This is a genomic window from Mongoliibacter ruber (assembly GCF_003003005.1).
Classification (GTDB): Bacteria; Bacteroidota; Bacteroidia; order Cytophagales; family Cyclobacteriaceae; genus Mongoliibacter; species Mongoliibacter ruber.
Genome location: NZ_PVTR01000010.1, coordinates 161,377 through 186,277, shown reverse-complemented (window position 1 = coordinate 186,277; position 24,901 = coordinate 161,377). Strand labels below are relative to the sequence as shown.

Sequence of the window (24,901 nt, the reverse complement as noted above, 5' to 3'; positions counted from 1 at the left end):
TCTCCAGCAGAGCCTGGTTCCGCTTTGCCTGACGGTAATTAAAGTAGTAAACAAAAGATAAAAAAACACCTTCTTGCTAGTAATTTAACATAGAAAAAAATATCTTTAGTCTTTCAATTCAAATAGCTTCCAAGCAGTTATTTTCGATACTTAAGAGTTTCCAAAAAAAGGATTGATTTTTCAGTTGTTAATAGGAATAAATGTATATCCGCATTCATACCAGTAGAGTCTAAATAATAGAATTAACCAGTGATTTCGAACCATAGAATAAATATACAACCCGGGCAGGTATCAATGAATATCTGTTTATAATGATATGATTGTATTTATACAAAAACCAAGTCTAAAAAAAGAAATCAATGCTGCTTCAGAATCTTGAGATGTTCTACTTTTTGACCCCACTGGATTTCCACCACGAATACTCCCTTAGGTACCCTTTGAGCTAAATGAGCAAGGTGTTCATTCATTTTATCTTCTGATTCCACCGTCGTGGCAGGAGTCACATACATGGGGTGAATGATTCTGAATGTCAGTTTTTCCGTTTCATACTGAGATCTATCCATCAAAGAGATGCGAAGAGCAGTTCCATTGGTTGGGTTTGGATAGGCACGCCATACACCATTGGTGAATGTTACACCAGGCAGTCTTAAAGAGACTACGTCAGAATATTGGAATTCTTCGCTAAAGTCTACCTGTTTCAGTCTGTATAAGACATTGTGAGAACCTAGAGGTAATTGCTGATCTACAAATTGATATTCAGTGATCTGATCTGTCCAACCCATTCCCTGAACTTCTCCGACTTTTTCAAACCCATTCAGCCCTGTGATAGACCTTTCTATTTCAAAGTGAGAGTTTTCCCATTCCTTAGCAGTAGCCCAGTTAAGGCTGGCTTCACGCTTATTTGGATTGTATTCGGCTTGGAAGTAGAGGAATTCTACGGGTAGGATGCGGATATTGGAATAGACTATGAATACTCTTCCTTGACCTCCTTGACCTCCGCCTCCTGTTCCGGCACCACCTCCTGAACCAACGCCAGGAGCATCACCGCCTACACCATCTACATTTCCACTTCCACCTAAAAATGATCCATTTGGAGCTCTTCCGCCATTTGTGAAGTTGTCTTTTACAGTTCCATTAAAATTATAACCCACTCCACCTCCTCCACCACCAAAATTGACTATGGTTCCAAACAGGTCGTAAGCAATTCCCAAGCCTCCAATTCCACCATCTCCCTGCCCATTTCCTGCTGCTTTTCCTTCTTGTCCTAGACCTGCCGCACCGCCACCACCGCCGCCTACTGCTGCACCTCCTTGTGGTCCTCCAGTATCAGCAAATGTGCCTCTTGCACCTATGTTCCCGTTGGCGGCTGTGTTTGCTCCTCCTGTACCTTCATAATTTTCCGGTCTAAAAAAACCTCCACCTCCTCCTGATGCTCCCGGAGCACCGTTGGCGACTGAATTTGATCCGAAAGAACCACCTCCGCCTCCACCTAAAGCAGAAAAAGAAATTGGATTTTCATCTACTGTTCCAGTTAATGAAGTAGATCCGCCATTATGGCCTCTTTCCATATCATTTGCGGCACCTTGTCCCCCTTGACCTACTTGGATATTAAAAGTTACTCCATCAGGCATGCCGAAATCTTCTATAGTCGAAACATAGCCTGTAGCAAATCCTCCTGCACCACCTCCTCCGGAGGCTTTACCAGCACCACCTCCACCGCCACCGCCGACAACGACCACTTCAAAATCAATTAAGCCTTCTGGAGCAATCCAGTCTGAATCGCAAGTGAATTCAATTATGGTGGAACCACTCCTAGAACCATCGTCAATAACTTTAAAGCAACCCTCGGGGTCTATCGGAGGGCAAGAGTATGAAATAATGACAAGTCCAGATCCGCCATTTCCTCCTGAAGAATTACCATCTGCACCACCACCTCCACCACCAGGAGCACCACCTGCTGTCCCAGGATTGTTCCCAGAACCAGCACCTCCAGCACCTCCAGCGCCTCCAGCACCACCACCATCTCCACCTTTTCCTCCTGTGGAAGCATTGCCAAGTAAGCCATCTTGCCCATTTGTAGAAGAACCTTGACCTCCGGTACCTGGAGTCGTACCACTTGCCCCATCTCCACCATAAGCATAGACAATGCTTGAAGTTATGGGGTCAGGGTTAGTTGGATTTCGAGTGACATAACTAGGAGATCCATTTTGTCCAGGCGTGCCAGAGGCAGTTTGTCCAGCTCCCCCCGGTCCAATTACCACGCTTAAAACATTTCCTGGATTGACAGGGATGTTGACTGTTGAATAGCCACCGCCACCGCCTCCTGCACCGTTATTGTTTTGCCGGCCGCCGCCACCACCACCGCCACCCCATACCTTTATGGTGATTTCGGTGATACCTGCGGGGACAAAAAATTCTCCATTAGCTTCAAATACTGCCGCACAAGTTCCAAAGAATGTGATATTTCTTTCTGTCAAATCTACGGTACAAGCATCTGTTGGCCTTCTGATGGTAAGGATTTCCAATGAAGTTAAATCAGGATCGTTAATCCCTACGGTTGTGAAAGTGCCTCTCCCGTTTACAACATTAACAGTGGTTGTAAATGTCCCTGAATTTGCTAAGCCCAAGGAATAGGTAACAGTATAAGTGCCGTTTGGCAGGTTGGTTGTTGTTCCTCTGATCGTTACAATAGCTGGACCTCCCTCAAAACTCGGAGATACAGAGGCTGTAGAAGTCAATTCGTAAACAGGTGTTACTACTAAGGTACCTGTTGCCGATACTGTACCACACCCGCCTGTTAGTGGTATTTGGTAATTGAAAGTTCCGGATTCTAGCGGTGTTCCGGATAATGTTATGGTATTGGAATCCCAGTTGGCAGTCACTCCTTGAGGCAAACCAACAGGAGTACCTATTCCTGTAGCAAGCGAGGTACCGATTATAACCGGTGTCATTTCTGCATCTATACAAATGCTTGGTAGGGCAGGAACAGATGGAGTGAAGCTGTTTCTTTGTACATTAACCGTATTGGAGGTTGTTGGGTTAGGGGCTGTGCATCCGTTGATATCTGTATAATTCACAGATAAAGCTTTAGTGCCAGAGGTAAGCCACCTTACGATAAGCGTGTTATCGAGATCAGTTCCCCCCGCAACAATAGTATAATCTACCCCTTCTATTCCGGGCAGTCCCCATTGATAGTTTTCTTGTCCCGGTGTTGTGATATAGGTAATGTCTTCTTCTACACAAACATCTCCGCTAGGTTGGGTCTCAAATGAGGGTGTTGGCAAAGCGTATACTTCATGTACTTCCGAAGGATTTGAGGTCACTGATGTTCCGCAAGAGCTTGTAACTGTCACATAATAGTACCTTTCACCGACGACATCAGCTGGAGGTGTAAATTCATTTGAAGTAGCTCCTGGAATGAGTGTACCACCTGAATTTGAATAGCTGTCATTGCTGTACCACTGATAGGCTAGGCCTGTACCCTGTCCTACAGAAATAGGGGAAAAGGAACTGTTAAGGCAAGCACTTTGCTCTGGCATGTCAGGTGCAATGATTTCAGGTTCAGCATTGACAGTAATTGTGCCCGTGGCGGCTACAGTTCCACACCCACCTGTTAAAGGGATGCTGTAATTAAATACACCAAATGTGGTAGGTATTCCAGTGATACTGATTTCATTATCTGACCAAGTTGCGCTTACACCTGGAGGCAAGCCATTTACACCAGAATCTATTCCATCATTAGCAATGCCAGCTGCCACAGTTGTAGTGTGAGTGATAGCTCCAAAAGTTGAATTGACACAAACTGTAGGACTATCTGTGGCAGAAGTAACTGAGTTTCCCGGGTCGACTATAAATGCGCCAGATTCATTGCTGACTGCAGTATTGCCACAGGCTCCTGAGACTTCCACATAATAATATGTAGTTCCTACGGTGGCAGAAGACGGTTCGTAAGTATTCAAGGTCGCTCCGACAATCGGGCTGCCACCCGAATTGGAATTTGTAGTATTGCTATACCATTGGTAAGTTAGTCCAAAACCTTCCTGAACAGAAATGGGATTGAAAGGGGTGCCAGGACAGGAGATTTGACCGTCTAAATTTTCGTTTAAAATGCTAACTTCTTGATTGATGGTAATTGTACCAGTGGCATTAATTGTAGCACATCCACCTTCAAGAGGAATGGAATAGGTGAAAACTCCAGATTCGGTAGGAGTTCCTGAAAATTCAATTTGGTTATTGATGAACTCTACTTGAACTCCGGCAGGTAAACCCGATGGTGTGCCAATATCAGTTGCTCCAGTTGTTTGTTGGAAAACTCCGTCTGGAATTGGGGAATTTCTACAAAAAGTATTTGCGGTAATTGTTCCCGTAGTGTTGTTTGGGTTTACCCTTATAGTTCCCTGTATGGAATTAGTTTCACAGCTTCCGAAGGGGGTAATGGTATAGGTGAAATTTCCAGCCTCTGTAGGTGTGCCAGAGATAGTAACATCACCTTGATCATAGTCAAAGTCTACTCCATCAGGTAATCCATCTACTGTGACGTTCAATGCTCCTCCAACTTCAAAAACTACAGGGCTTACCGTTCCTCCAATACAGAAAGTCTGATTTTGCGCTCCTGAGATTAATGCAGGAGCAGGGCAAGTCCATGATACAATAATTCTTCCATTTCCGCCATTGCCTCCATTATTTCCGTCTCGGCCTTCACCGCCACCCCCACCCCCTGGAGTATTTCCGTTTTCACCATTAGAGTTTGTATTACCAGGCCCTCCATTTCCGCCTGTTCCACCACCATTTACACCCTCACCACCGTTTCCATTCTGATTTCCAGGGTTACCAATACCTGAAAAACTTGCTCCAGCTCCTCCACCGCCACCCGCTGTGTTCGGACTATCTACAGCTGATGCGCCATTCCCTCCTGAAAAGTTAAGAATACCGCCATTGGCCATACCGCCAACACCTCCATCTTGGCCATTTGCTCCATTTCCACCACCGGCAATAAGATTACTGAAAGAACTTTGTCCACCGTTAGTTGCTGCTCCTGATGAAGATGCCCCATTACCTTGAACTCCTACAGTATAACTGATTATATCTCCAGCAGTTACCCCATAATTGTTATGCTGTGAAAATGCGCCCCCACCGCCTCCACCAGCTCCTCGGTTATTATTTCTAAATCCCCCTCCACCCCCAGCGCCCCATACCCTTACATCGAGGGAAGTAACTTTATGCGGGACTTGAAATGTACCAGACGTATTAAATGTGCGTGTTTCGCTCTGAGCTTGAACGGGCTTGCTTGTGATAAATAGAAATATCACTCCCAAAAAAAGAGGGAACTTTAAAAATTTAGAGTTCAATAAAAATTGAAAAAGATTTGCGGGGTGCATTTAATTATCAATTAACAACACCTAATTTACATTTAAAAAAAAATAAAATACAATAAAGTGTGTTTAAAAGGTTAATGAGTGCAATAATGTAATTGATTTGAAATATTTATTTATATAAAAAAATAAATAAAAAATTGAGTAAATACCGTCAAAATATAGCATTAAAAATCTTTAATCATTTAACTATTATGCTTTATTACAAAAAAAATAATTTTTAAAAAAATGAGAAATTTCTAATGTTTTAAGATTTTTATCTGTTGGTCCTTGTTTTCCCATACCAAATGCAATACATATACTCCTTTTGAGCTTTGCGATAGTGCTTGTTGAAGTTGATCAGAAAGCGAGGAAATATTGTTTCCTGAGAATACAGTGGATCCTCCTAAGGGATTCACCAACTTTGCTGTGATTGTACCTCCCCGATAGTCGTTTCCTTCATTTAAGATCAGGTTGGCAGATTTCCGATCAATAGGATTAGGATACACGGTCCATGTACTGGATTTTTTAAAGGGTTCTGGGAACTGAACACTAATTACCTTACTGAAGTCAAAAGTTTTATCTATGTCAACTTGCTTCAGTTGGTAGTAGGCGATGGAGTAAAAGTTGTGATTGTCCTTATCTATATATTGGTATTCTACGATCTTGTCTGAGAAACCTGCAGCTTCTATTTCTCCTATTTTTTGCCAATTATCCAAATTGTCATAACTCCTCATCACTTCAAAATGTGAACTTTCCCACTCTTTGGCAGTGGCCCAATTCAGTTCTATTGTATTTTGAGTCGAATTGAGTTCACCATTAAAATACATCAATTCTACAGGAAGAATGCTGAAAATTTCGAAAACATCAGTTCTACACAAACCCGTAACATCATCATAAGTGGTAAGCACATAAGTGCCATCAGGTAAGTTTTCAATCTTGGCGTCTTCTGAATAAAAGTCAGGATCATCCACGGAAGTCCAAAAAAAGGTATAATTGCCAGGCTTAAAATCTACTTCAATAATTCCGTTGTTATTATCTTCTTCCGGGTTGACTACAGTGTAAGATTCAATAACATCTTCTTCGTTTAAAGCGAGAGGAACTGTGATTGTTTTAATTTCCGGATCTCCTACAATAGGGCTTTGCTTTATAGTAAGAGTGGCTTCAATAGCCTGACCTGATTCGATTTCAGAAAATGTTGGGTTGATTAAGGGAGAAGTTTCGGTTGTCCCATCTGAGAATACAAATTCCCATAAGATTTCATAGGGTTGAACAGGATTCCCACCGAAAAGGGAAGTGATAACAAAAGAGATATTTGTATGGTCTGTATTTTCTTGAAAACATTCGAAGTTGACATCAAAGTTATATGTTAAGTCTCCGATTTCTATTGGGATGTTTTCAGAATGAGAGCACTGTGCAGTGGGATAATCCCGACATTCGTAACTGTCTTCCAGGTCTTTATTAGAAGCTTGGGTCCAAAAAGACATTGGGTTGGAAAGTTCATAATATTCATTTTGGCAATCAAAATCCAGAGCAGGGATAGGTATGGTGATAATGCATGTTCCCGTATTACAAGGTGGAACTGTTCCTGAAAACTCATTCAAGTAGTACCCTTCCAAAATTTCATCGGTGTCTCGCCTTTTTTTTAAAATATCGGCTATAATCCTAAAGTTATGAGCATCTTTGTTTTGATTGGAGGTGTAAAGAATTGAGATCAATATTGGGCCAGTTGCTCCGCAAAGGTCTTGTATAGGTGTGCCGGAAGGATCACTGAAAAAGGCATTTAATATGCTAAAGTTCTGAGCATTTCCTTTGCAATTTATACAATCCTCAACCCTCAAATCAGGCTTGTCCGCAGTTTGTGCTGATATAGTAAATACAAAGCAAAGTGATGCAAGCGCTGAAATACAAACAGCTCTGATAAAAGTATTCTCAGAAAAAAATATAAAAATTCCCATGGGATTATTAAATATCTGATTTACAGCTCTAAAGTATGAAAAATATATCATTAAAACACATGAAAATGTATTTCAAAATAGTTATAATGTTTTTTGTATTTTTAGTTTGTTGTTTTTAGAGTTAGTATTTATCAATAAAAAGTAATGAAAAATTTATAAAGTTGGTATTCTACATTTATTTAAAGAGGAATAATTATCCTTATAAATGAAAATGTGATTGGTTTATTTTTTTTAAACTACTTGAAAAGTTACCTTACTTTTTCAGAATTTTAATCTGCTGTTCATTTTTCCCCCAGACTAAATGCAAGACATACATTCCTTTGGCGCTCTGTTGAAGAGTTTGATTGAATAGCTCAGAAAGCTCCTTTACTGTTTCAGCATAAAATGATTGTGTGTTTCCAAGTGGATTGACCAAAGTAGCCATTATGCTGCCTCCTTCAAAGTTGTCGCGATCCTTCAAAATCAAATTGGCGGATTGTCTTTCGGTAGGATTAGGGTAAACAGCCCAAGTACTGTTCTTTTCCAAAGATGAGGGAAGCTGTACTCCAATAATTTTGCTTTGATGGAAAGACAGGTCAATATCTACCTGTTTCAATTGATAGTAGGCCATCTTGTAGAAATTGAAATTGTCTTTATCCTCGAATTGGTAATTTTCAATTTGATCCGAAAAGCCAGCTGCTTTCACCTCCCCGATTTTCTGCCATGTACTGACATTGTCATAGCTCCTCATGACTTCAAAATGAGAGCTTTCCCATTCTTTTGCAGTAGCCCAATTTAAAATGATTTTGGATTTAGATTCATTCTCATTCAATTCTCCATTGAAATAAAGAAAGTCTACTGGAAGGATTCTATATGTTACTAATACAATTACTATTCCATTGCTTCCAGAACCACCTCTTGCACTTCCTGCGCCTCCTCCTGATCCGGTAAATTGGATACCATTTGCTCCATTTCCTGAATCATTTCCACTTCCTCCCAGTATGTAATCAACTAGTTTACCACCCTCTGATTTTCTTGTCTGTCCACCGGAATTTCTTGCTGTAGCACCTCCCCCTCCACCAAATGCATTTATCAAAGTTGTAGGTGAAATAGGGTCAGCAAACTCAATAGATATCCCATTCCCTCCATTGCCAGGTACAAAACCAGTAGAAGTTTGTCCCATTCCGCCCGCAGTTCCTGCACCGCCACCACCGCCACCAGCTCTTACATTAGAATTCCCTCTTCTTCCAGCATTCCCACCACCTCTCGAAACTTGATTTGCGGGACCGTTTACATTTCCTCCATTACCCTCATCATCATAAGCGCCACCACCTCCCGATCCACCTTGTCTCCCAACCTTTGATTTTTCTGAGGAGCTTCCGCCTCCACCGCCACCCAAGGCACTATTACCTACAAGGCTTGAATTGTTACCATTTCTACCTTGTAAACTTGCACTGCTTGATCCTACTCCACCTTTACCTACTTTTACCGGATAATTTATCCCCGCCGAGACAGGTAAATCTTCAATTTCAATAATTCCACCAGCGCCACCTCCACCTGCGCTGAGTCCTAAACCTCCTCCTCCTCCACCTGCAACGATGAGAGCTGTTACAGATAAAATCTCTTCTTCGTATTCATCTTCGATTACAGGGGAGTCCACATTGAGAATTCCATCGCACCGGAAGATATAATACCTTAAAAGATTGCCTAAATCTATTACTTCAACTATTTCAAGACAATCTGAACTTGAGCATGTGCCAACTGAAGCACCTCCTTCTAATTTAGGATTTGCATTTCCACCTGGCATTTTATTCACTACCAAGGCTGTTCCAGTATTATTGAAATCTAAGTTATTTCCAGTTATAACACCATCTGAACCAAAGCTACCCACAACAGAAACAGAATTACATTGGTTTGCATCAAGCGCTTCAATTCTACCGTTACCGTTGTTAGTCATCGCTCCTCCAACCGAAATTGTTCCTGCTAAGTTAATTGTGGAATTGTTCGCTAAGCTTCCAGCAACATTCATCTCACCAATAATCGAAACATTGGAACCACTATTGAAAGTAGCTGAACCAACAATATTCAATTCGCCTTCACTAAATAGGTTGAAATTGACAATGATGCTCCCAGGGACATTCATCGTGTTGAAATTATTAACAGATCTACTCGAATTTATATTTGTAGAGAAGTTTAATGTTCCATAATTGTTTAATGTCCAATCTCCATTGTAGTCATTACTGACTGAAATTGTACCATAATTATCGATCTGATTTAAAGCTGATAAACTATTCGCCTGACCATTCCAAGAAGCACCATCTGCTATGCAGATGCTAATATTGTTTCTGTTATTGAAATTTATGGCATTGGTGCGATTTCCAATAATACAGATTTTGCTACCGTTGAAAATGGTTCCAGAGGGAGCATTGTTTCCATCAATAGTTACGGTACACTCTTCACATTGTGAATAAGTGTAAAAACCATTGATTGAAAAAAGCAAAAAGAATAGAATTCTGAGCGACATTGGGTGATTAGATCATTTCAGAGGTTAAATTCAAAATTGGCAATTCAAAATACTTTTTTAAGCATACTTTATGGATTGAAATAGAATAATATTCTTAAATCCCCTCCAAAAAGGAATTAATATTAGCAAAAGTAAATTTAAACAGCAAAATATTCTGTTTATTTTTTTCTACTGTCAATCCAGTCAAGATTAAATGAATAGGTTATTATATAAATTGGCAGGTATTTTTGTCTCTGGCTGAAAACATTTTTTTCCTAAGGTTTACCATTTTGAATCTCTAGTAATAAATGAATTTCAAATAAAAAAAAAGCAATTTAAACATTGTTTGTCTGGTCCTAAGATGATTCAATACTTATTGGGTTTAGGCCAAGTTTGAGAGATCATTAATTAATATAGATTACATCGATGTTTTAAAAATCTATAAAATATTATGTTTAAATTGTAAATGTCTTAATTTCAGTGTGTTTACGAAATTGATTTCCATTCTTGTCCACCATTTTTCAAATTTCTGATATATGGAGCAGTCTACTTCATTTTCACTCTTGTTTCAAAAGTTAATAGATAGCTTGCAGCTGCAGGATAGAGAACGGCTTGCACATATTTTCCGCCAATATCCCAACCATTCATTGGAAAACTCCTTACACTTTTTGGAAGCAAAACAAGATGTCTACGATCTTGCAGGACTTGATGCAATGGCCACGTCCCTTACTCATGGAGGAAAATTGAATGAAGGAAGAGATTTTGCCTCAGCTTGTTTGATTTGGGGTGTTACCTTATGGTCTTCCGGAATTCAAATGCCTGAAAAAGATCTGGAATATTATTTAGGTAATAGCAGCTATTTGATCCAAAAAGCCTTGCTCGATGCAGGTCAGTTCCAATTGGCCATCGCACAGTACGAATCTATGGCAGGAAGCAATTTGCCCGGTTGGAACAAACAGGCATTTGTATCCACGCATTTGCAGGCGGCTGAGAATTATCTTGAAAGCAATAATTCTGATTATGCTCAAAATATATTGGACAATGTGGATGAAAGTTTAGTCTTGCCAGCCGCACTTATTTTGTATGATAGATTGAAAAACAAACTGAAACTGCTCAAAACCAAAACCTTTCAGTCGCATGCTGAAGTTGAAAGTTATAAGAGATCCCAAAAGCTTGAAGACCTAAAACGAATGTTGAGTTCCTTCAAAACCGTCATGAAGGGGTATGAAGATTTGACTGATATGCATTCAATAGAAAAACTGATTGAACTTCATGAGGGAAAAGGAGACATTTCAGATGCTGAATTGATTGAGTTAACCCAAAAAATATCTGCCAAAACTTTAGAAGCTCAAGCCTTCATGGCCGGTGTGGATAATGCTGAAACCCCTCAGTCCAAGCGTCATCAATTGACTGAACAAACTGCCTTTTTCCACGATGAAAAACTTGGCCACGATAGAGAATTGCTTCAAGCCTGTTTACTTGATTTGGATAAACATTACAAATGGTTTTTAAAAAACTCATTGCATTCTGACTTGGCTTTTGTGGCGTATTGCCAATACATCTGCCACAACCGCCTGGAGTCCTATCAGGAAGCTGCAGATGCATTGGATAAGGTTTATTTTCATTTGGAAAAACAAAGGTCCTCAATCCAAAATATCCATGAAAGGGCTGGAGTTTTTGGTCAGTACCCGGCACTTTTCGGCGTCATGGCCTTTACCAATTACATGTCAAAAAATACTCTTCGGCTTTTTCATAGGATAGAAGCCTCCAAAGGAAGAAACCTGCAGGATCGCTTGTTGGAAACTACAGGAAAGCAAGAGGAAATTGGAGATCCAGACAAGTTGAAGGATAGGCTTCTGCCCTTTCTGAAAGCAAACAATGCGCACTATTTGACAATTCTAGTAGACTTGAATCAGAGCTATTCTATTCTTTTGACTAAGCAGGGTAGGTTTTTTGCCTCTGCAATGGGGGCTAGTGAAGAGGTGTTGGAGGATTGGTCGAAAAGCAATTATGCCTGTCCTTCTACATGGAGAGCATCTATTTCAGGATTTTTTAGGCCTAGCAGAATAGACATTCCGCTTGAATTGGGGAAATTTATCAATCCCATTGAGTATGCAATAGAAGAAGGTTGCATGGAAATGGGCGATCATGTAGTATACTCACCTGATGGTATCCTTAATCTGTTTTCATTACAGTTTGCCAAGTTAAAATCTGGTGAAGCCTTGATTGAGCGATTCTCTGTGTCTAAAATCCATTCTGGTTTTCAACTGCTGAATCTTTTGGAAAAAGAGCCTCAAGATTTGGATGAAATCTTGGCAGTCACTTGTACAGCTGATCAAGATATACCTGAAAAGATAGAAGCTTTTGAAAAAATTCCACGCTACCTTTTGCCTCAGGAAGAAGGCGTGGGAGAAGAAGAAGAGGTATCCATTAAAAATGTCATTGATGTGCTTCTTCCAAATAAACTGTATCATTTTTCTACACATGGAGTTTTCCCAAAGCCAGTAGCCCAAGCAGACCACTTGCAGTTGAATCCATACCACAACAGTGGCTTACTCCTTATGGCCAATGGGGAAAAGCCCAAACTTGATGTGTCTTTCAACTACCACAAAGGTGACAACCTTCTCAGCCCAAAAGTCCTTTCTGAATCCAAAATAGACATGACCGGCAGCCATGTAAGCATGCAGGCATGTGTCAGCGGGCGTTCAGCCGAAGGTTACGGAGGAGATGCCTTGGGTTTGGAATGGGCGTTTTTTTATTGTGGAGCTAAGAGTATGGTAAGTGCCAGTTGGGACATAGACATCCACTGGAGTAATAGACTGTTTCAGAAATTTTATAATAACTGGATTCACAAGAAAAACAGTATCCGTGAGGCCCATAGATTGGCAGTAATTGAAATCAAAAAAGAAGCACCGGATAATCCTTTTCCATCGGAATATTATTGGGCGGGTTTATCCTTGATTGGTGATTTTAGATAAACTTAAATAGCTATGACAACATTAGAAAAAGTAAAATCATTGGACGACTTCAAAGCACTGAGACTTTTCAGACACATTGAAATGGAAATGGTGCAAAAAGTGCATGAAGACTTAGGTAAAATTGTGCAAAACCTTCCCGAAGAGGTCCGAAGGATGCCTGAAATACAGCATCTCAATGAGGTAGATGATAATAAGTTTACCGAGTCTTTGGAATCTGAAACAGCTGTAGAGGTGGCGAGACAATCTCTGGAATATATGGCCCTAAATCCCGATACAGAGGCTTATATTAAAGATAAGTTGGAAAATTGGCAGGACAATGAGATGGTTGCAGGTACTATTTTGGCCGTAGGCGGCGCCTTAAGTGCAGTCATGATCATGAGCACTTTTAGGATTTCTTACAATAACTCAGATGGATGGCAATTTAGCCTAGGGACTCCCCAAGACCAACAACCAGAAATGATAAAAAATATTTTTGGCACTTTATTAAAGCTGCTAAAACCTGTTTAGAAAAATACCTTAGGCTTTCAAAATGCTCTTTTTGTACAAATAGCTCTTTTAATATTCTATCGATATAGAATATTTTTGATGGGTTCTTTATTTTAGAAAGAGAAAGTTTCAAAAAAGAAGTTTGAAGGTTTATTCCAAACCTTCAAACTTTGACATGTCAAATACTTCTGATTCAAGGTAATGGGGGTAAATTTTCAAATGTTGTTTTTTCACCTCTTTGACCAAAGCATTCCTAAATTCTTCCACATTAGTTCCGTTTTCAGCTGCCATGAATACAGGTGGAATCCCGGTTTTTTTCTCATAAGCCTCAGCCAACTTTTCAAAATCCAAGTAGTTGCTTTCTTCAACCTCGATATCAGACATGTTTTCCAATTCTTCTTCTGTTGGCATTTCTGGAACCAAATCAATTTTATTGAAAACCAGTAAAACAGGTTTATCTCCAGCACCGATTTCGTTTAAGGTACTATTGACTACAGCAAAATGGTCTTCAAAACCTGGATGCGAAATATCAATGACATGAACCAATAAGTCTGCCTCTCTGATCTCATCCAAAGTGGATTTGAAAGATTCTATCAAGTGTGTAGGTAGTTTTCTGATAAATCCAACTGTATCAGATAGTAAGAATGGGATATTTTCCAAGACTACTTTTCTAACCGTAGAGTCTACTGTTGCGAAAAGCTTATTTTCGGCCAAAATATCAGATTTTGTAATCAGGTTCATCAAGGTACTTTTTCCCACATTGGTATAACCTACCAAAGCTGCCCTGACAATACCTTTTCTCCCTTTTCTCTGGGTGACACCCTGTTTTTCAATATCCTTGAGTTTACTTTTTAATAGGGTGATTTTAGTACGGATGTCCCTTTTATCTGTTTCAATTTCCTTTTCACCTGCACCACCCCTGGTACTTGTACCACCTCTTTGTCTTTCCAAGTGAGTCCACATGTTGGTCAGTCTTGGCAGGAGGTATTGAAACCTTGCCAATTCTACCTGAGTCTTGGCTTGGGCTGTTTGTGCTCGGCTGAGGAAGATATCCAATATCAGTAGAGACCTGTCGTAAACTTTCACTTTGAGTTCATTTTCCAAGTTTCTCATTTGGGAAGGAGAAAGATCATCGTCAAAAATGACCATATCCACTTCAAAATGCTCAATGTAGGACTTTATTTCCTCAAGTTTTCCAGAACCCACAAAAGTCTTAATGTCTGGTTTTTCCAGCCTCTGGGTAAACCTATAAATGGTACTTGCCCCAAGGGTTTCCGTTAGAAATGCCAGTTCGTCAAGGTATTCTGCTACTTGTTGGTCAGTCTGTCCTTGTTTGATCAAGGCTACCAATACTGCGGTGTCTTGCTTGGGTGCGGTATCGTAAAGTTTTTGAAGTTTTCTTGAAAATTTGCTCATGTATTTGTAGAATGTGGAAAATCACTAATTAGTTCATCAAGGATTATGCTACAAAGTTACCAACCTAGCGGTAAATCCTGTTATCTTTGAGCCTCATATAATTGAGCACATGAAAATTATAGAATCACCCATCAAAGGTGTCTTCGAAATTTATCCCAAAATATGGGAAGATACCCGAGGTTATTTTTTTGAATCATATCGATCTGATTACCTGAGAGACAACGGTATAGATCCAGAGTGGCTTCAAGAAAATCAATCTTTTTCTAAGGCAGGAACAGTACGCGGCTTGCATTTTCAGAGGCAACCTTATGGTCAATGCAAACTAGTCAGGGTATTGACAGGCCGTGTTTTGGATGTTGCAGTAGACCTGAGAAAAGGTTCACCAACATTTGGAAAAGCCTTTATTGTAGAATTGAATGCTAAAAAGCATAATATGCTTTATATTCCTACGGATTTTGCTCATGGCTTTTCTGTCTTGGAAGATGCAGTGTTTTCGTACAAGTGTTCAAATTATTACAACAAAGAAAGTGAAGGGGGCATATTATGGAATGACCCGGAATTGGGAATAGATTGGGGAGTGGATTCACCTATTTTGTCCGAAAAGGACGAAAAATGGCCTACTCTCAGTGAGTTTAAAGAAAAAAGCGGAGGCGGATTATAATGGGATTGTTAGATATTTTTAAGAAGAAAAAACCTGAAATACCTGAGGAGTTAGATTTGAGTTGGTTGCAAGTAGACATGCATTCACACTTGATTCCTGGTGTAGATGATGGTTCAAAGAGTATGGGAGAATCAATTCAACTGATCACCAGACTTAAAGATTATGGTTTCACGAAGTTGATTACCACGCCTCATATCATGTCTGAATTCTACAAAAATACTCCTGAAATAATCAATCTTGGCCTAGAAGACCTTAAGCTTGGGTTAAAAATCCAGGATGTGGAAATGGAAATAGAGGCTGCAGCAGAGTATTATCTGGATGAAATTTTTTTGGAAAAGGTCCAAAAAGGTGAAAAATTACTCACTATTCATGAGAATCTGGTTTTGGTAGAAACTGGATTCATCAACAAGCCTCAGATGCTTTTGGAAATTTTTTTCGCTATGGAAATGAATGGGTATAAACCGATTTTTGCCCATCCGGAAAGATACCAGTACCTGATCCAGGACAAGAAATTACTTTCTGATCTTTTTGACAGAGAAATTTATTTTCAAATCAACCTTTTATCGTTAACAGGGTTTTATTCTAAGCCGGTAAAAGTTTTTGCCGAAATGCTCGTTGATGAGAAGAGGGTGAAGTTTCTGGGAACTGATTGTCATAACCACCGATACCTTGATATGTTGGAAACACTACCCGCAAGTAAATATTATGACAAAATCAGGCAGCTGGATTTGATCAACAATAAATTATGAAAATTTTGATTACTGGCGCCACAGGTCTTTTGGGCAGTAGCTTGGCCGAAAGATTTGCTGGAATAGCTGAGATTCATGGGATTAAGCGAAAATCAAGCAATGTAGCGCTTACAAAAGGTGTACCTGTTAAATGGCATGAAGGCGACCTGAATGACTTTCAATCTCTGGAAGAGGCATTGGATGGTGTTGATATGGTAGTTCATTCAGCAGCGTTGGTATCTTATCAGCCTAGGGATGAAAAAAAACTAATGAAAACCAATGTGGAGGGGACAATCAATCTCGTCAACGCTATGTTGGCAAAAGGTGTAAAGAAATTGATTCATATTTCCTCTGTAGCAGCATTGGGCAAAAGTCCTGATTTGCATACCATTGATGAAAAGCACAAATGGGTAGATAGTGATTTGAATACACCTTACGCGATTTCTAAATACCTCAGCGAATTGGAAGTTTGGCGAGGAGTGCAGGAAGGTCTGCAGGCTCTGGTCGTTCATCCTAGTATAATTTTGGGAAAAGTAGGCACAGGAAGATCAAGTACTGAGATTTATAATTATGTATTGGAGGAAAAAAAATATTACCCTTCTGGTACAGTAAATTATATTGACCTGAGAGATACAGTTGAGATTATCTTCCAGCTGTTTGAAAAATCAGTCTGGAACGAAAGATTTATCCTAAGTGCTGATAGTATTTCCTACAAGTTATTTTTTGAAAAAATGGCTCTTGCCCTTGGGAAAAAGGCTCCTGATACTCAAGTGTCTGATGGCATGTTGAAATTTGGACTTTTCTTTATAGGATTAGCAAAAAGACTTGGTTTGAGCAAAAGCCCACTTAACAAACAAACGGCAATGATTTCTCAACTGTCTTATCACATGGACAATAACAAAGTGAAAAATTTTCTGGGTTTCAAATTTCGACCATTGGATGAGACATTTCGATGGGCACAATCGAACGTTTAATTTTACTTCACCGTTTTGTCCTTGATCTTTGTGAGATTGAGAGCAAAATTGCCCTGAGGAAATCAAATCGAATTTCAGATTATTAAAAAATATTCAGCATTACATTTTGGGACACAAAAATATTTGGTACCTTAAAATAACAAATCAATACGCCGATGACCGGAGACTTTGAAAACGAATGGGAAGAGGATAAAGAGTTAGTAGAAAGATTTGAAAACTCGCTAAAAGCCAATCTTGACTTGTATTTTGAGGAAGAAGAGCTAGAAAACATTGTCCGGTTTTATTTTGATCAGCAGAAATTTGTCAAAGCACTTAAAGCCGCTGAGCATGCATTGGAAAAATTCCCCTTTAGTGTAGAAATTAAACTTCTAAAAGCCAATTGCCTTATTTTCAATGACGAATTGGAAGAGGGCTTGGAAATTCTTGAAAACATTAATAATCTTTCTCCAAATAACGAGGATATCATATTTGCTTATTCCAGTGCATTGATGATGGCTGGAAACACAAAAGAAGCGATAGCAATGTTGGAAGATTTTTTGCCTTTGGCTGATGACAAAGCAGAGGTACATTACCTCTTGGGAAACCTGTTCAGGTCTGAAAACGATCCGAAAAAAGCGATAGCGCATTATAAAGACTGTGTGAAATTGAGGATCAACCACGAAGATGCCCTTTTTCAATTGGCTATGATCACCGAGGAGGAAGGTTCTTTCAATGAGATCCTGCAATTTTATCAAGAATTCATTGACCAAGATCCATACAGTGCCGGTGCTTGGTACAATATGGGTGTGGTTTATAATAGACTAGGAAGGTTTGAAGAAGCCATACAGGCTTATGATTATGCCTTGATTATAGATGATGCTTTTGCCTCTGCATATTTTAATTTAGGCAATGCATACATGAATACCCAGCAGTTTGATCTTGCTTTGGAAGCATATCAAAATACCATAAACTGTGAAGGAGCGAATGCTGAAAACTGCTGTTATCTTGCAGCTGCACACGAAAAGCTAGATCAGATAGATCTGGCATTCAAATACTTCAAAAAATCAGCAAAGCTTGATCCTGAATATGAAGATGCTTGGTTTGGCTTAGGGATGTGTATGCTTAAAAAAGAGAAGTTTTTTGAAGCCATACATTATTTCAGGAAAGCGATCAACCTTTGCAACGAAAATGCCAATTACTGGGTAGGTCTTGCTGATGCAGAATATCAATTGGGTAATCTTCAAGCAAGTTCTGAGGCATACGAAGAAGCGATCAACCTAGAGCCAGGTATAATGGAGACATATGTCAATCTTGCCATTATCTATTTCGATCAAAATAGGTTTGAGGAAACCATCGATGTAATCAAGGAAGGGATAGAGGAATTGCCAGAGGAGGCAGAGCTTTATTATAGAATGGTCATTTATATGCTGAAAACGGGGAAATACAAGGAAGCCTTTTCATATTTAGAAAATGCATTAACTTTGAACTTTGAGAAGCATATAATTTTGTATGATTTGATGCCTGAAATCGAAAAGCAAAAGGCCATTTTCAAAATTATCTCTCAGTATAGGGAAGACACTTCAGCTTCCTGACACCTTTTATAAAAATCTGAATTTATTTGAATGAATTACGTTCTTAAAAATCTTCCTGTACGGACTGAAAAACCCCGTGCCTCAGGCTTTACCATGGTTATGGACAAAGGATTGAGCATTAGGGAAGTAGAAGACTTTGTAAGCGCCAATAGTGATTTTGCAGATATTGTTAAATTAGGTTGGGCTACTTCTTACTTGACTAAAAACCTTGCCGAGAAGATCGAAATATATAGAGATGCCGGTATTCCTGTATACTTGGGGGGTACACTTTTCGAAGCATTTGTGATAAGAGATCAGTTTGATGATTACCGCAAGGTATTGGAAAAATACGACCTTAAATTCGCAGAAGTATCTGATGGTTCAATCAGCTTACCTCACGATAAAAAATGTGAGTTTATCAGAACTTTGTCTCAAGATGTGACAGTACTTTCAGAAGTCGGTTCTAAAGATGCCGCCAAGATCATACCTCCTTACAAATGGATAGATCAGATGCAGAGCGAGCTGGATGCGGGCTCTTGGAAAGTAATCGGTGAAGCCAGAGAAGGCGGTACCGTAGGTCTTTTTAGAGATTCTGGAGAGGTAAGGCAGGGATTGGTAGAAGAGATTTTAACCAAAATACCAGAGGATAAAATTATCTGGGAAGCTCCACAAAAGGAACAACAAGTATGGTTTGTCAAGCTTCTTGGTGCCAATGTCAATCTTGGAAATATTGCCCCTAACGAGTTGATACCATTGGAAACCATCAGATTGGGCCTAAGAGGAGATACCTTTGATCATTTTATTGGCGATCACAAGTCTTTATAATCATAATATAACTGATTACTGAATCATTGATGCCTGAGTTTTTCAGGCATCTTTTTCATTTCACACAATGGGAAAATTTAAAGGTATCATTCTGATCTTTTTGAAAGGAATGGGCATGGGTGCAGCGGACATAGTTCCGGGAGTTTCCGGTGGCTCTATTGCTTTGATCACAGGTATTTACGAAAAACTGCTTGACAGCATCAAGTCGATAGATGCTGAGGCAATTAGGTATTTATTGAAAGGGAAGTTTGTTGCTTTTTGGGAACATATCAACGGGAAGTTTCTTCTGACCCTTTTTGTGGGGATTCTTTTCAGCATTTTCAGTATGTCTAGGTTGATTACCTATCTAATGGATAACCTTCCCATACCCTTATGGTCTTTTTTCTGCGGGCTGATTATCATTTCAGCTATAATCATTTTGAGAGATATCAAGAAATGGAACATAGCAACAGTACTGTGGCTTTTGGGAGGAATAGTATTTGCGTATTGGGTGACAGGTTTGCCGCCGACAACATCTCCTGAGGCAGCATGGTTTACTTTTGTGGCAGGAGTCATAGCGATAAGTGCCATGATACTTCCTGGGATTTCTGGAAGTTTTTTACTTCTTATTCTTGGACAGTATGAGCGAGTTTTACAAGCTGTGAATGACCGGGATATATTGGTTTTGGGTCTATTTGCCTTGGGTTGTGTTGTTGGATTACTCTCCTTCAGCAGGTTGATCTCTTGGTTTCTTAAAAGGTACCATGCCATGACTTTGGCTTTTCTCTCAGGGATCATGTTGGGATCAATCAATAAAATCTGGCCATGGAAAAACGTGATCTCCTATAGGATGTCCTCTAGTGGCATTCAGAAGCCTTTTGTTACAGAAAACGTACTTCCTCAAGACTTTTTGGCCATTACTGGCGAAGAATCATTAATTTTGTATGCAGCTCTCGCATTTTCATTTGGGATTTTACTCGTCTTAGGGATAGAGCGGACTGCAAACTATATTAAGGAATGATGAAAAAATTCGGGTTGATTGGTTATCCATTAGGTCATTCTTTTTCGAAAAAGTATTTCACTGAAAAATTCGAAAAAGAAAGCATTGATGGCTGCAGGTTTGATCTGTATGAAATTCCTGATATAGGGCTGCTCCCGAAAGTACTAGAGGAAAACCCGGAGTTGTTGGGATTGAGTGTTACGATTCCTTACAAGGAAAAGGTGTTTTCATTTATAGATCAACTTGATCCCGCATGTAGGGAGATAGGCGCTGTAAATTGTATCCAAATAAGAAACAATCAATTAACGGGATACAATACCGACTACATTGGATTCAAAAATTCACTGGAAAAATGGCTGGGTAATGAAAGACCCAAGGCCTTGGTATTAGGTACTGGTGGAGCCTCAAAAGCGGTAGTGCAGGCTTTGAAAGACCTATCTATACCTTATAAAATGGTGTCAAGATCCGAAAGTGATCAGCCTGATTTTCTCACTTATGATGCGCTGAAAAATAATCCTGACATACTTGCTTCTCATTACCTGATTGTCAATACTACGCCTTTGGGTACTTTTCCCAATACTGAGGAAATGCCTGATTTAGATATCAATCAAATCTCAGGAAACCACAAAGTCTATGACTTGGTGTATAATCCTGAAAAAACTTTTTTGATGAGGTCCATGGAGGCCCGAGGGGCACTGACGAAAAATGGGCTCGAAATGCTCAAACTTCAGGCAGAGGCTGCCTGGAAGATTTGGAATTGATTTCAATCTTATAATCAAGTAACATCCGCATACAATAGAAGAACGCTCAAGTATCAGGTACTTTGAGCTAAGAATCTTTTGTTTTGCTTCTTAGCAAAAATATCTTCTTCAGCTATCCGATGCAATATGCTATCATCACTGCATTGGAACGGGGGGAGGGTTTGCGGACCCATTTAAATCATCAAAACTATGTACTGGAAAAAACGATCACACGAACAAGTTAAAGAATATATTTTCAAGGCTTTAGACCAAAATCTCGATTATAGAGGGGATAGGCCCATTTTGGGAATCCCTGGAACCTATCTGGATACCACTGAATTTTATCCTGATGCGCCTTTTCTCAAAGATGCACCATTTATGTCTGCTATGGTACGTAATCCCAACCATATTGGGGTACACACTTTGAGTGAGGATTCGGTTCTGGAAGTATTTGAAGGAACTCAAAAAATCGAAAAAGAACTGGTCAAATTAGTAGCGGAAGAGATATTCAACGGTGATGTTGACCATCAGGACGGATATGTGGCTACGGGAGGTACTGAAGCCAATATTCAAGCCATGTGGATCTATAGAAACTACTTTAGAAATAAATTTGGGGCAAGACTTGGAGAAATTGGAGTGGTGTATAGTCAAGACTCGCATTACTCTATGCCTAAAGGTGCCAATATCCTAAACTTGACCAACATCATCTTGGAAGTGGATTCAGAAACTCGGGAGATTAAAAAAGAGTCTTTGGAACAAAAAATCAAGGAAGCTACTCAAGACGGCATCAAGTATTTTATAGTGATAGCAAACCTATCCACTACTATGTTTGGTTCTGTAGATGATATTGATATGTTGGGTGATTATTTCACCAAACTGAATGTCCAATTCAAAATTCATGTTGACGCAGCTTATGGAGGCTTTATCTATCCTTTTACCAATACTACAAGTAGGTTTACCTTCCAAAATCCTTACATGAATTCCATCACAGCAGATGGTCACAAGATGTTACAGACGCCATATGGTACGGGTCTTTTTCTGATCAGAAAAGGATACTTTGACTTTGTCAAGACGGAAGAGGCGCAATACATTCCTGGCAAAGACTTTACCATCAGTGGGAGCAGGTCGGGTGCCAATGCGATTTCGATGTGGATGATTTTGCAAATCCATGGTTCGGAAGGTTGGAAGTACAAAATGGAAACGCTTTGTGATAAGACTGAGCGGATCTGCAAAAAACTGGAAAGAATGGGTGTGGAATACTTCAGAAACCCCCACCTCAATATCATCGCCATCAAGGCTAAATATATGAGTAAGGAATTGGCCAACAAGTATTATTTGGTTGCTGACTCATATGAATTTGAACCCGAATGGTTTAAGATAGTGGTAATGCCCCATGTCAAGCAAGGTACCATTGATGCATTCTTGATGGACTTGGACTCAGAGTTAAGGGGAAGGAAGTAGTTTAAAGCTTTGAAATAGTACTAGGCGTCTTCCGGGCAGTGTCTGGAAGACGCTTTTGCTTTTACATGGATTTGAAACTGGCTAAATCAATCAAAAGCAGGATAATCATGAAACCCTTTTGCTGTTAGAGCACCCCGAAATGGGACAGGTAGAAGATAATCCGATAGTTGCCGGAAGAGGATTCAGGTATCTGGTTGAAAGAGATTATAAAATTGTTTATAAGATTTACTTAGAGGAAAAAACGATATTAATTGCAACAGTTTTTGATACGAGGCAAAATCCCACTAAGTTAAAAGTATAAGTTTATACCTTGTCAAATATTGTGTTACATAAGCTTAAACATATTCATTCCACCTTTCTGAGGCATGGTTTGGTTGATTTTTTCTTTACAATATCCCCTCCACCATAAAACCCAAAGTAGTGATGGTGATGATTTCAGGAACTTGTGGGAAATAGACTGCAAACAATTATGCCAAACTGATCCCCAAAAGCCCTAAAGCAAAAATTGCTTCAATAGATAAAATAGAAACCTGTTCTTGGGTCTTTACTTTTCCAGCTTTTTTGGATGAATCCAATTTCTCAAGTCGAGAATCGGTAAATATTCTGGATAAATAAGCATTCATTATACTAATTTCGATGAATTCGAGAATAAACTGTGAATTTGGACAGCAAGCACCCAAATTTTGGAGTAATGGAGCCCCTTTTCGGAATTGGAAAATTTATCAACTTGATTTTCAAAAAGATAACTTTGTCTAATCCTTAATCTATCTTAATTTCTCTTATATAAATGGTAATCTTATTTTTATTTTTCTAACTTATTGATAACTAATAACCAAAAAATTTTACCATTTATGCCTAGAGCTAAATCCGATAAAGACCGTAAAATTTTTGTGCTTGATACCTCGGTAATCTTATACGCACATAACTCTATCATGAACTTTGCAGAACATGATGTGGTCATCCCCATCACTGTATTGGAAGAGCTCGATCAGTTTAAAAAGGGAAATGACACCAAAAACTTTGAAGCTAGGGAATTTATCCGCTTGCTTGACAAGCTTTCCAAAGACAACATGATTCACAACTGGACTCCACTCAACGGTAAAACAAGGGGTAACTTCAGGGTTTTGATGAATCCGGAAAATAACATCAATGCCAATATCGTCTTTGGTGAAGAAAAGAATGACCACAAAATTCTCAATGCAGCACTGCATCTGAAAGAAACAGAGAAAAACAGGAAAGTCATTTTGGTCAGCAAAGACATCAATCTCCGACTCAAGGCGAAATCTCTGGAAATAAATGCCGAAGACTATGAAACAGGCAAAATTAAAAACATCTCTGAACTTGAAAACACGGGAAGGTTTGTGTTGGATGGAATTGATCAGGAAATGATCAACCAACTTTATGACAAACATCATGTTGAGGCCAAGTTGATATTAGGAACCAGAAAAAGAAAAGCGAATGCCTATTATATATTAAAGAGTGAGAAAAATTCTGTTTTGGCATATTTCAATGCTGAAGAAAATACCCTTGAAAGGGTAGACAAAAAATTAGCCTATAATATCAAGCCTAAAAACGCAGAACAGACTTTTGCTTTACATGCCATTTTAAACCCTAGGGTGAAGCTAGTCTCAATTCAAGGAGTAGCCGGAACAGGAAAAACGCTGCTTGCCTTGGCAGGGGCATTAGAACAGAGACGTGATTATAAGCAGATTTTTTTGGCGCGACCAATAGTGCCACTGAGCAATAAAGATATTGGTTACCTTCCAGGTGATATCAAGTCTAAGTTGAATCCTTACATGGAGCCTCTTTGGGACAACCTGAAATTTATCCAAAATCAATTCAAAGAATCGGATAAAGAATACCAAAAGATAACAGAATTGGTCAATCAGGAAAAGTTGGTGATCCAGCCCTTGGCCTACATCAGAGGAAGGTCTTTATCAAATATTTTCTTCATTGTAGATGAGGCGCAAAACCTCACTCCGCATGAAATCAAAACGATCATCAGCAGGGCTGGTGAAAACACCAAGATCATCTTTACAGGTGACATCTTTCAGATAGACACTCCGTATTTGGATTCTCAAAGCAACGGGCTTTCCTATCTGATAGACAGGGTCAAAGACCACCCTTTGTATTCCCATATCAAATTGGAGAAAGGAGAAAGGTCAGATTTGGCTAATTTGGCAAATGATCTTTTGTAAAACACATGATTTCTAAGGTGATCCGATGAAATATTTTGTATTTCATCGGATTTTTTATTTTTTTCATCAATTCCGTGCAACCTTTTTTACGCTTTTTCGATTCTAGAGATTGTA

General features: G+C 39.4%; 17 protein-coding genes. 12 read left to right on the top strand and 5 right to left on the bottom strand.

Annotated features, from left to right (window positions below; genetic code table 11):
• Positions 1-356: 356 nt before the first annotated feature.
• From CLW00_RS16670 to CLW00_RS21770, 3 genes are all read right to left on the bottom strand, one after another.
• Positions 357-5,309 (bottom strand): glycine-rich domain-containing protein, encoded by a 4,953-nt coding sequence (locus CLW00_RS16670; protein WP_342747916.1) that lies wholly within the window; start codon positions 5,307-5,309, stop codon positions 357-359.
• A 302-nt stretch (positions 5,310-5,611) separates the two neighbouring features.
• Positions 5,612-7,309 (bottom strand): hypothetical protein, encoded by a 1,698-nt coding sequence (locus CLW00_RS16665; RefSeq protein ID WP_146131443.1) that lies wholly within the window; start codon positions 7,307-7,309, stop codon positions 5,612-5,614.
• 253 nt (positions 7,310-7,562) lie between these two features.
• Complete coding sequence (locus CLW00_RS21770; RefSeq protein WP_106134827.1) at positions 7,563-9,812, bottom strand: glycine-rich domain-containing protein; 2,250 nt, start codon at positions 9,810-9,812, stop codon at positions 7,563-7,565.
• A 515-nt stretch (positions 9,813-10,327) separates the two neighbouring features.
• Between CLW00_RS21770 and CLW00_RS16655 the strand changes: the two genes are divergently transcribed.
• A complete protein-coding gene (locus CLW00_RS16655) occupies positions 10,328-12,769 on the top strand; it encodes a CHAT domain-containing protein (RefSeq protein WP_106134826.1) in 2,442 nt (813 codons plus the stop codon).
• 12 nt (positions 12,770-12,781) lie between these two features.
• On the top strand, positions 12,782-13,276 hold the full coding sequence (locus CLW00_RS16650; protein ID WP_106134825.1) for a hypothetical protein: 495 nt from the start codon (positions 12,782-12,784) through the stop codon (positions 13,274-13,276).
• Between the two features lie 129 nt (positions 13,277-13,405).
• On the opposite strand, the gene hflX is transcribed toward CLW00_RS16650, so the two are convergent.
• Complete coding sequence (gene hflX, locus CLW00_RS16645; RefSeq protein ID WP_106134824.1) at positions 13,406-14,671, bottom strand: GTPase HflX; 1,266 nt, start codon at positions 14,669-14,671, stop codon at positions 13,406-13,408.
• A 109-nt stretch (positions 14,672-14,780) separates the two neighbouring features.
• On the opposite strand from hflX, the gene rfbC reads away from it, so the two are divergent.
• From rfbC to CLW00_RS21285, 9 genes are all read left to right on the top strand, one after another.
• On the top strand, positions 14,781-15,332 hold the full coding sequence (rfbC, locus tag CLW00_RS16640) for a dTDP-4-dehydrorhamnose 3,5-epimerase (protein ID WP_106134823.1): 552 nt from the start codon (positions 14,781-14,783) through the stop codon (positions 15,330-15,332).
• Complete coding sequence (locus tag CLW00_RS16635) at positions 15,332-16,081, top strand: tyrosine-protein phosphatase (protein WP_106134822.1); 750 nt, start codon at positions 15,332-15,334, stop codon at positions 16,079-16,081. The genes rfbC and CLW00_RS16635 overlap by 1 nt, the downstream gene beginning before the upstream one ends.
• Positions 16,078-17,034 carry an NAD-dependent epimerase/dehydratase family protein gene (locus CLW00_RS16630; RefSeq protein WP_106134821.1) on the top strand — a complete coding sequence of 319 codons (957 nt, stop codon included), beginning with the start codon at positions 16,078-16,080 and terminating at the stop codon, positions 17,032-17,034. Before CLW00_RS16635 ends, CLW00_RS16630 begins: the two co-directional genes overlap by 4 nt.
• A 155-nt stretch (positions 17,035-17,189) precedes the next feature.
• Positions 17,190-18,605, top strand: a complete 1,416-nt coding sequence (locus tag CLW00_RS16625; RefSeq protein ID WP_106134820.1) for a tetratricopeptide repeat protein — start codon at positions 17,190-17,192, stop codon at positions 18,603-18,605.
• A 30-nt stretch (positions 18,606-18,635) separates the two neighbouring features.
• Positions 18,636-19,409: a phosphosulfolactate synthase gene (locus CLW00_RS16620; RefSeq protein WP_106134819.1), complete on the top strand. Its 774-nt coding sequence runs from the start codon at positions 18,636-18,638 to the stop codon at positions 19,407-19,409.
• Positions 19,410-19,476: 67 nt separating this feature from the next.
• Positions 19,477-20,409: a DUF368 domain-containing protein gene (locus CLW00_RS16615; RefSeq protein WP_106134818.1), complete on the top strand. Its 933-nt coding sequence runs from the start codon at positions 19,477-19,479 to the stop codon at positions 20,407-20,409.
• Complete coding sequence (locus tag CLW00_RS16610) at positions 20,409-21,149, top strand: shikimate dehydrogenase family protein (protein ID WP_106134839.1); 741 nt, start codon at positions 20,409-20,411, stop codon at positions 21,147-21,149. The genes CLW00_RS16615 and CLW00_RS16610 overlap by 1 nt, the downstream gene beginning before the upstream one ends.
• Before the next feature lie 189 nt (positions 21,150-21,338).
• On the top strand, positions 21,339-22,589 hold the full coding sequence (locus CLW00_RS16605; protein WP_106134817.1) for a pyridoxal-dependent decarboxylase: 1,251 nt from the start codon (positions 21,339-21,341) through the stop codon (positions 22,587-22,589).
• A gap of 118 nt (positions 22,590-22,707) precedes the next feature.
• Positions 22,708-22,890 (top strand): type II toxin-antitoxin system RelE/ParE family toxin, encoded by a 183-nt coding sequence (locus tag CLW00_RS21285; protein ID WP_281257452.1) that lies wholly within the window; start codon positions 22,708-22,710, stop codon positions 22,888-22,890.
• A 166-nt stretch (positions 22,891-23,056) separates the two neighbouring features.
• Here CLW00_RS21285 and CLW00_RS21435 read toward each other — a convergent pair whose 3' ends face one another.
• Positions 23,057-23,212 carry a hypothetical protein gene (locus CLW00_RS21435; protein WP_170073237.1) on the bottom strand — a complete coding sequence of 52 codons (156 nt, stop codon included), beginning with the start codon at positions 23,210-23,212 and terminating at the stop codon, positions 23,057-23,059.
• Positions 23,213-23,440: 228 nt separating this feature from the next.
• On the opposite strand from CLW00_RS21435, the gene CLW00_RS16600 reads away from it, so the two are divergent.
• The gene (locus tag CLW00_RS16600) at positions 23,441-24,787 is read left to right on the top strand and encodes a PhoH family protein (RefSeq protein WP_106134816.1); all 1,347 of its coding nucleotides are present in this window, start codon (positions 23,441-23,443) and stop codon (positions 24,785-24,787) included.
• Positions 24,788-24,901: the final 114 nt, after the last annotated feature.

Coding starts and splice junctions, on each gene's coding strand:
- CLW00_RS16665 (WP_146131443.1), bottom strand. CDS start 7,309: ATGGGAATTTTTATATTTTTTTCTGAGAATACTTTTATCAGAGCTGTT.
- CLW00_RS21770 (WP_106134827.1), bottom strand. CDS start 9,812: ATGTCGCTCAGAATTCTATTCTTTTTGCTTTTTTCAATCAATGGTTTT.
- CLW00_RS16655 (WP_106134826.1), top strand. CDS start 10,328: ATGGAGCAGTCTACTTCATTTTCACTCTTGTTTCAAAAGTTAATAGAT.
- CLW00_RS16650 (WP_106134825.1), top strand. CDS start 12,782: ATGACAACATTAGAAAAAGTAAAATCATTGGACGACTTCAAAGCACTG.
- hflX (WP_106134824.1), bottom strand. CDS start 14,671: ATGAGCAAATTTTCAAGAAAACTTCAAAAACTTTACGATACCGCACCC.
- rfbC (WP_106134823.1), top strand. CDS start 14,781: ATGAAAATTATAGAATCACCCATCAAAGGTGTCTTCGAAATTTATCCC.
- CLW00_RS16635 (WP_106134822.1), top strand. CDS start 15,332: ATGGGATTGTTAGATATTTTTAAGAAGAAAAAACCTGAAATACCTGAG.
- CLW00_RS16630 (WP_106134821.1), top strand. CDS start 16,078: ATGAAAATTTTGATTACTGGCGCCACAGGTCTTTTGGGCAGTAGCTTG.
- CLW00_RS16625 (WP_106134820.1), top strand. CDS start 17,190: ATGACCGGAGACTTTGAAAACGAATGGGAAGAGGATAAAGAGTTAGTA.
- CLW00_RS16620 (WP_106134819.1), top strand. CDS start 18,636: ATGAATTACGTTCTTAAAAATCTTCCTGTACGGACTGAAAAACCCCGT.
- CLW00_RS16615 (WP_106134818.1), top strand. CDS start 19,477: ATGGGAAAATTTAAAGGTATCATTCTGATCTTTTTGAAAGGAATGGGC.
- CLW00_RS16610 (WP_106134839.1), top strand. CDS start 20,409: ATGAAAAAATTCGGGTTGATTGGTTATCCATTAGGTCATTCTTTTTCG.
- CLW00_RS16605 (WP_106134817.1), top strand. CDS start 21,339: ATGTACTGGAAAAAACGATCACACGAACAAGTTAAAGAATATATTTTC.
- CLW00_RS21435 (WP_170073237.1), bottom strand. CDS start 23,212: ATGAATGCTTATTTATCCAGAATATTTACCGATTCTCGACTTGAGAAA.
- CLW00_RS16600 (WP_106134816.1), top strand. CDS start 23,441: ATGCCTAGAGCTAAATCCGATAAAGACCGTAAAATTTTTGTGCTTGAT.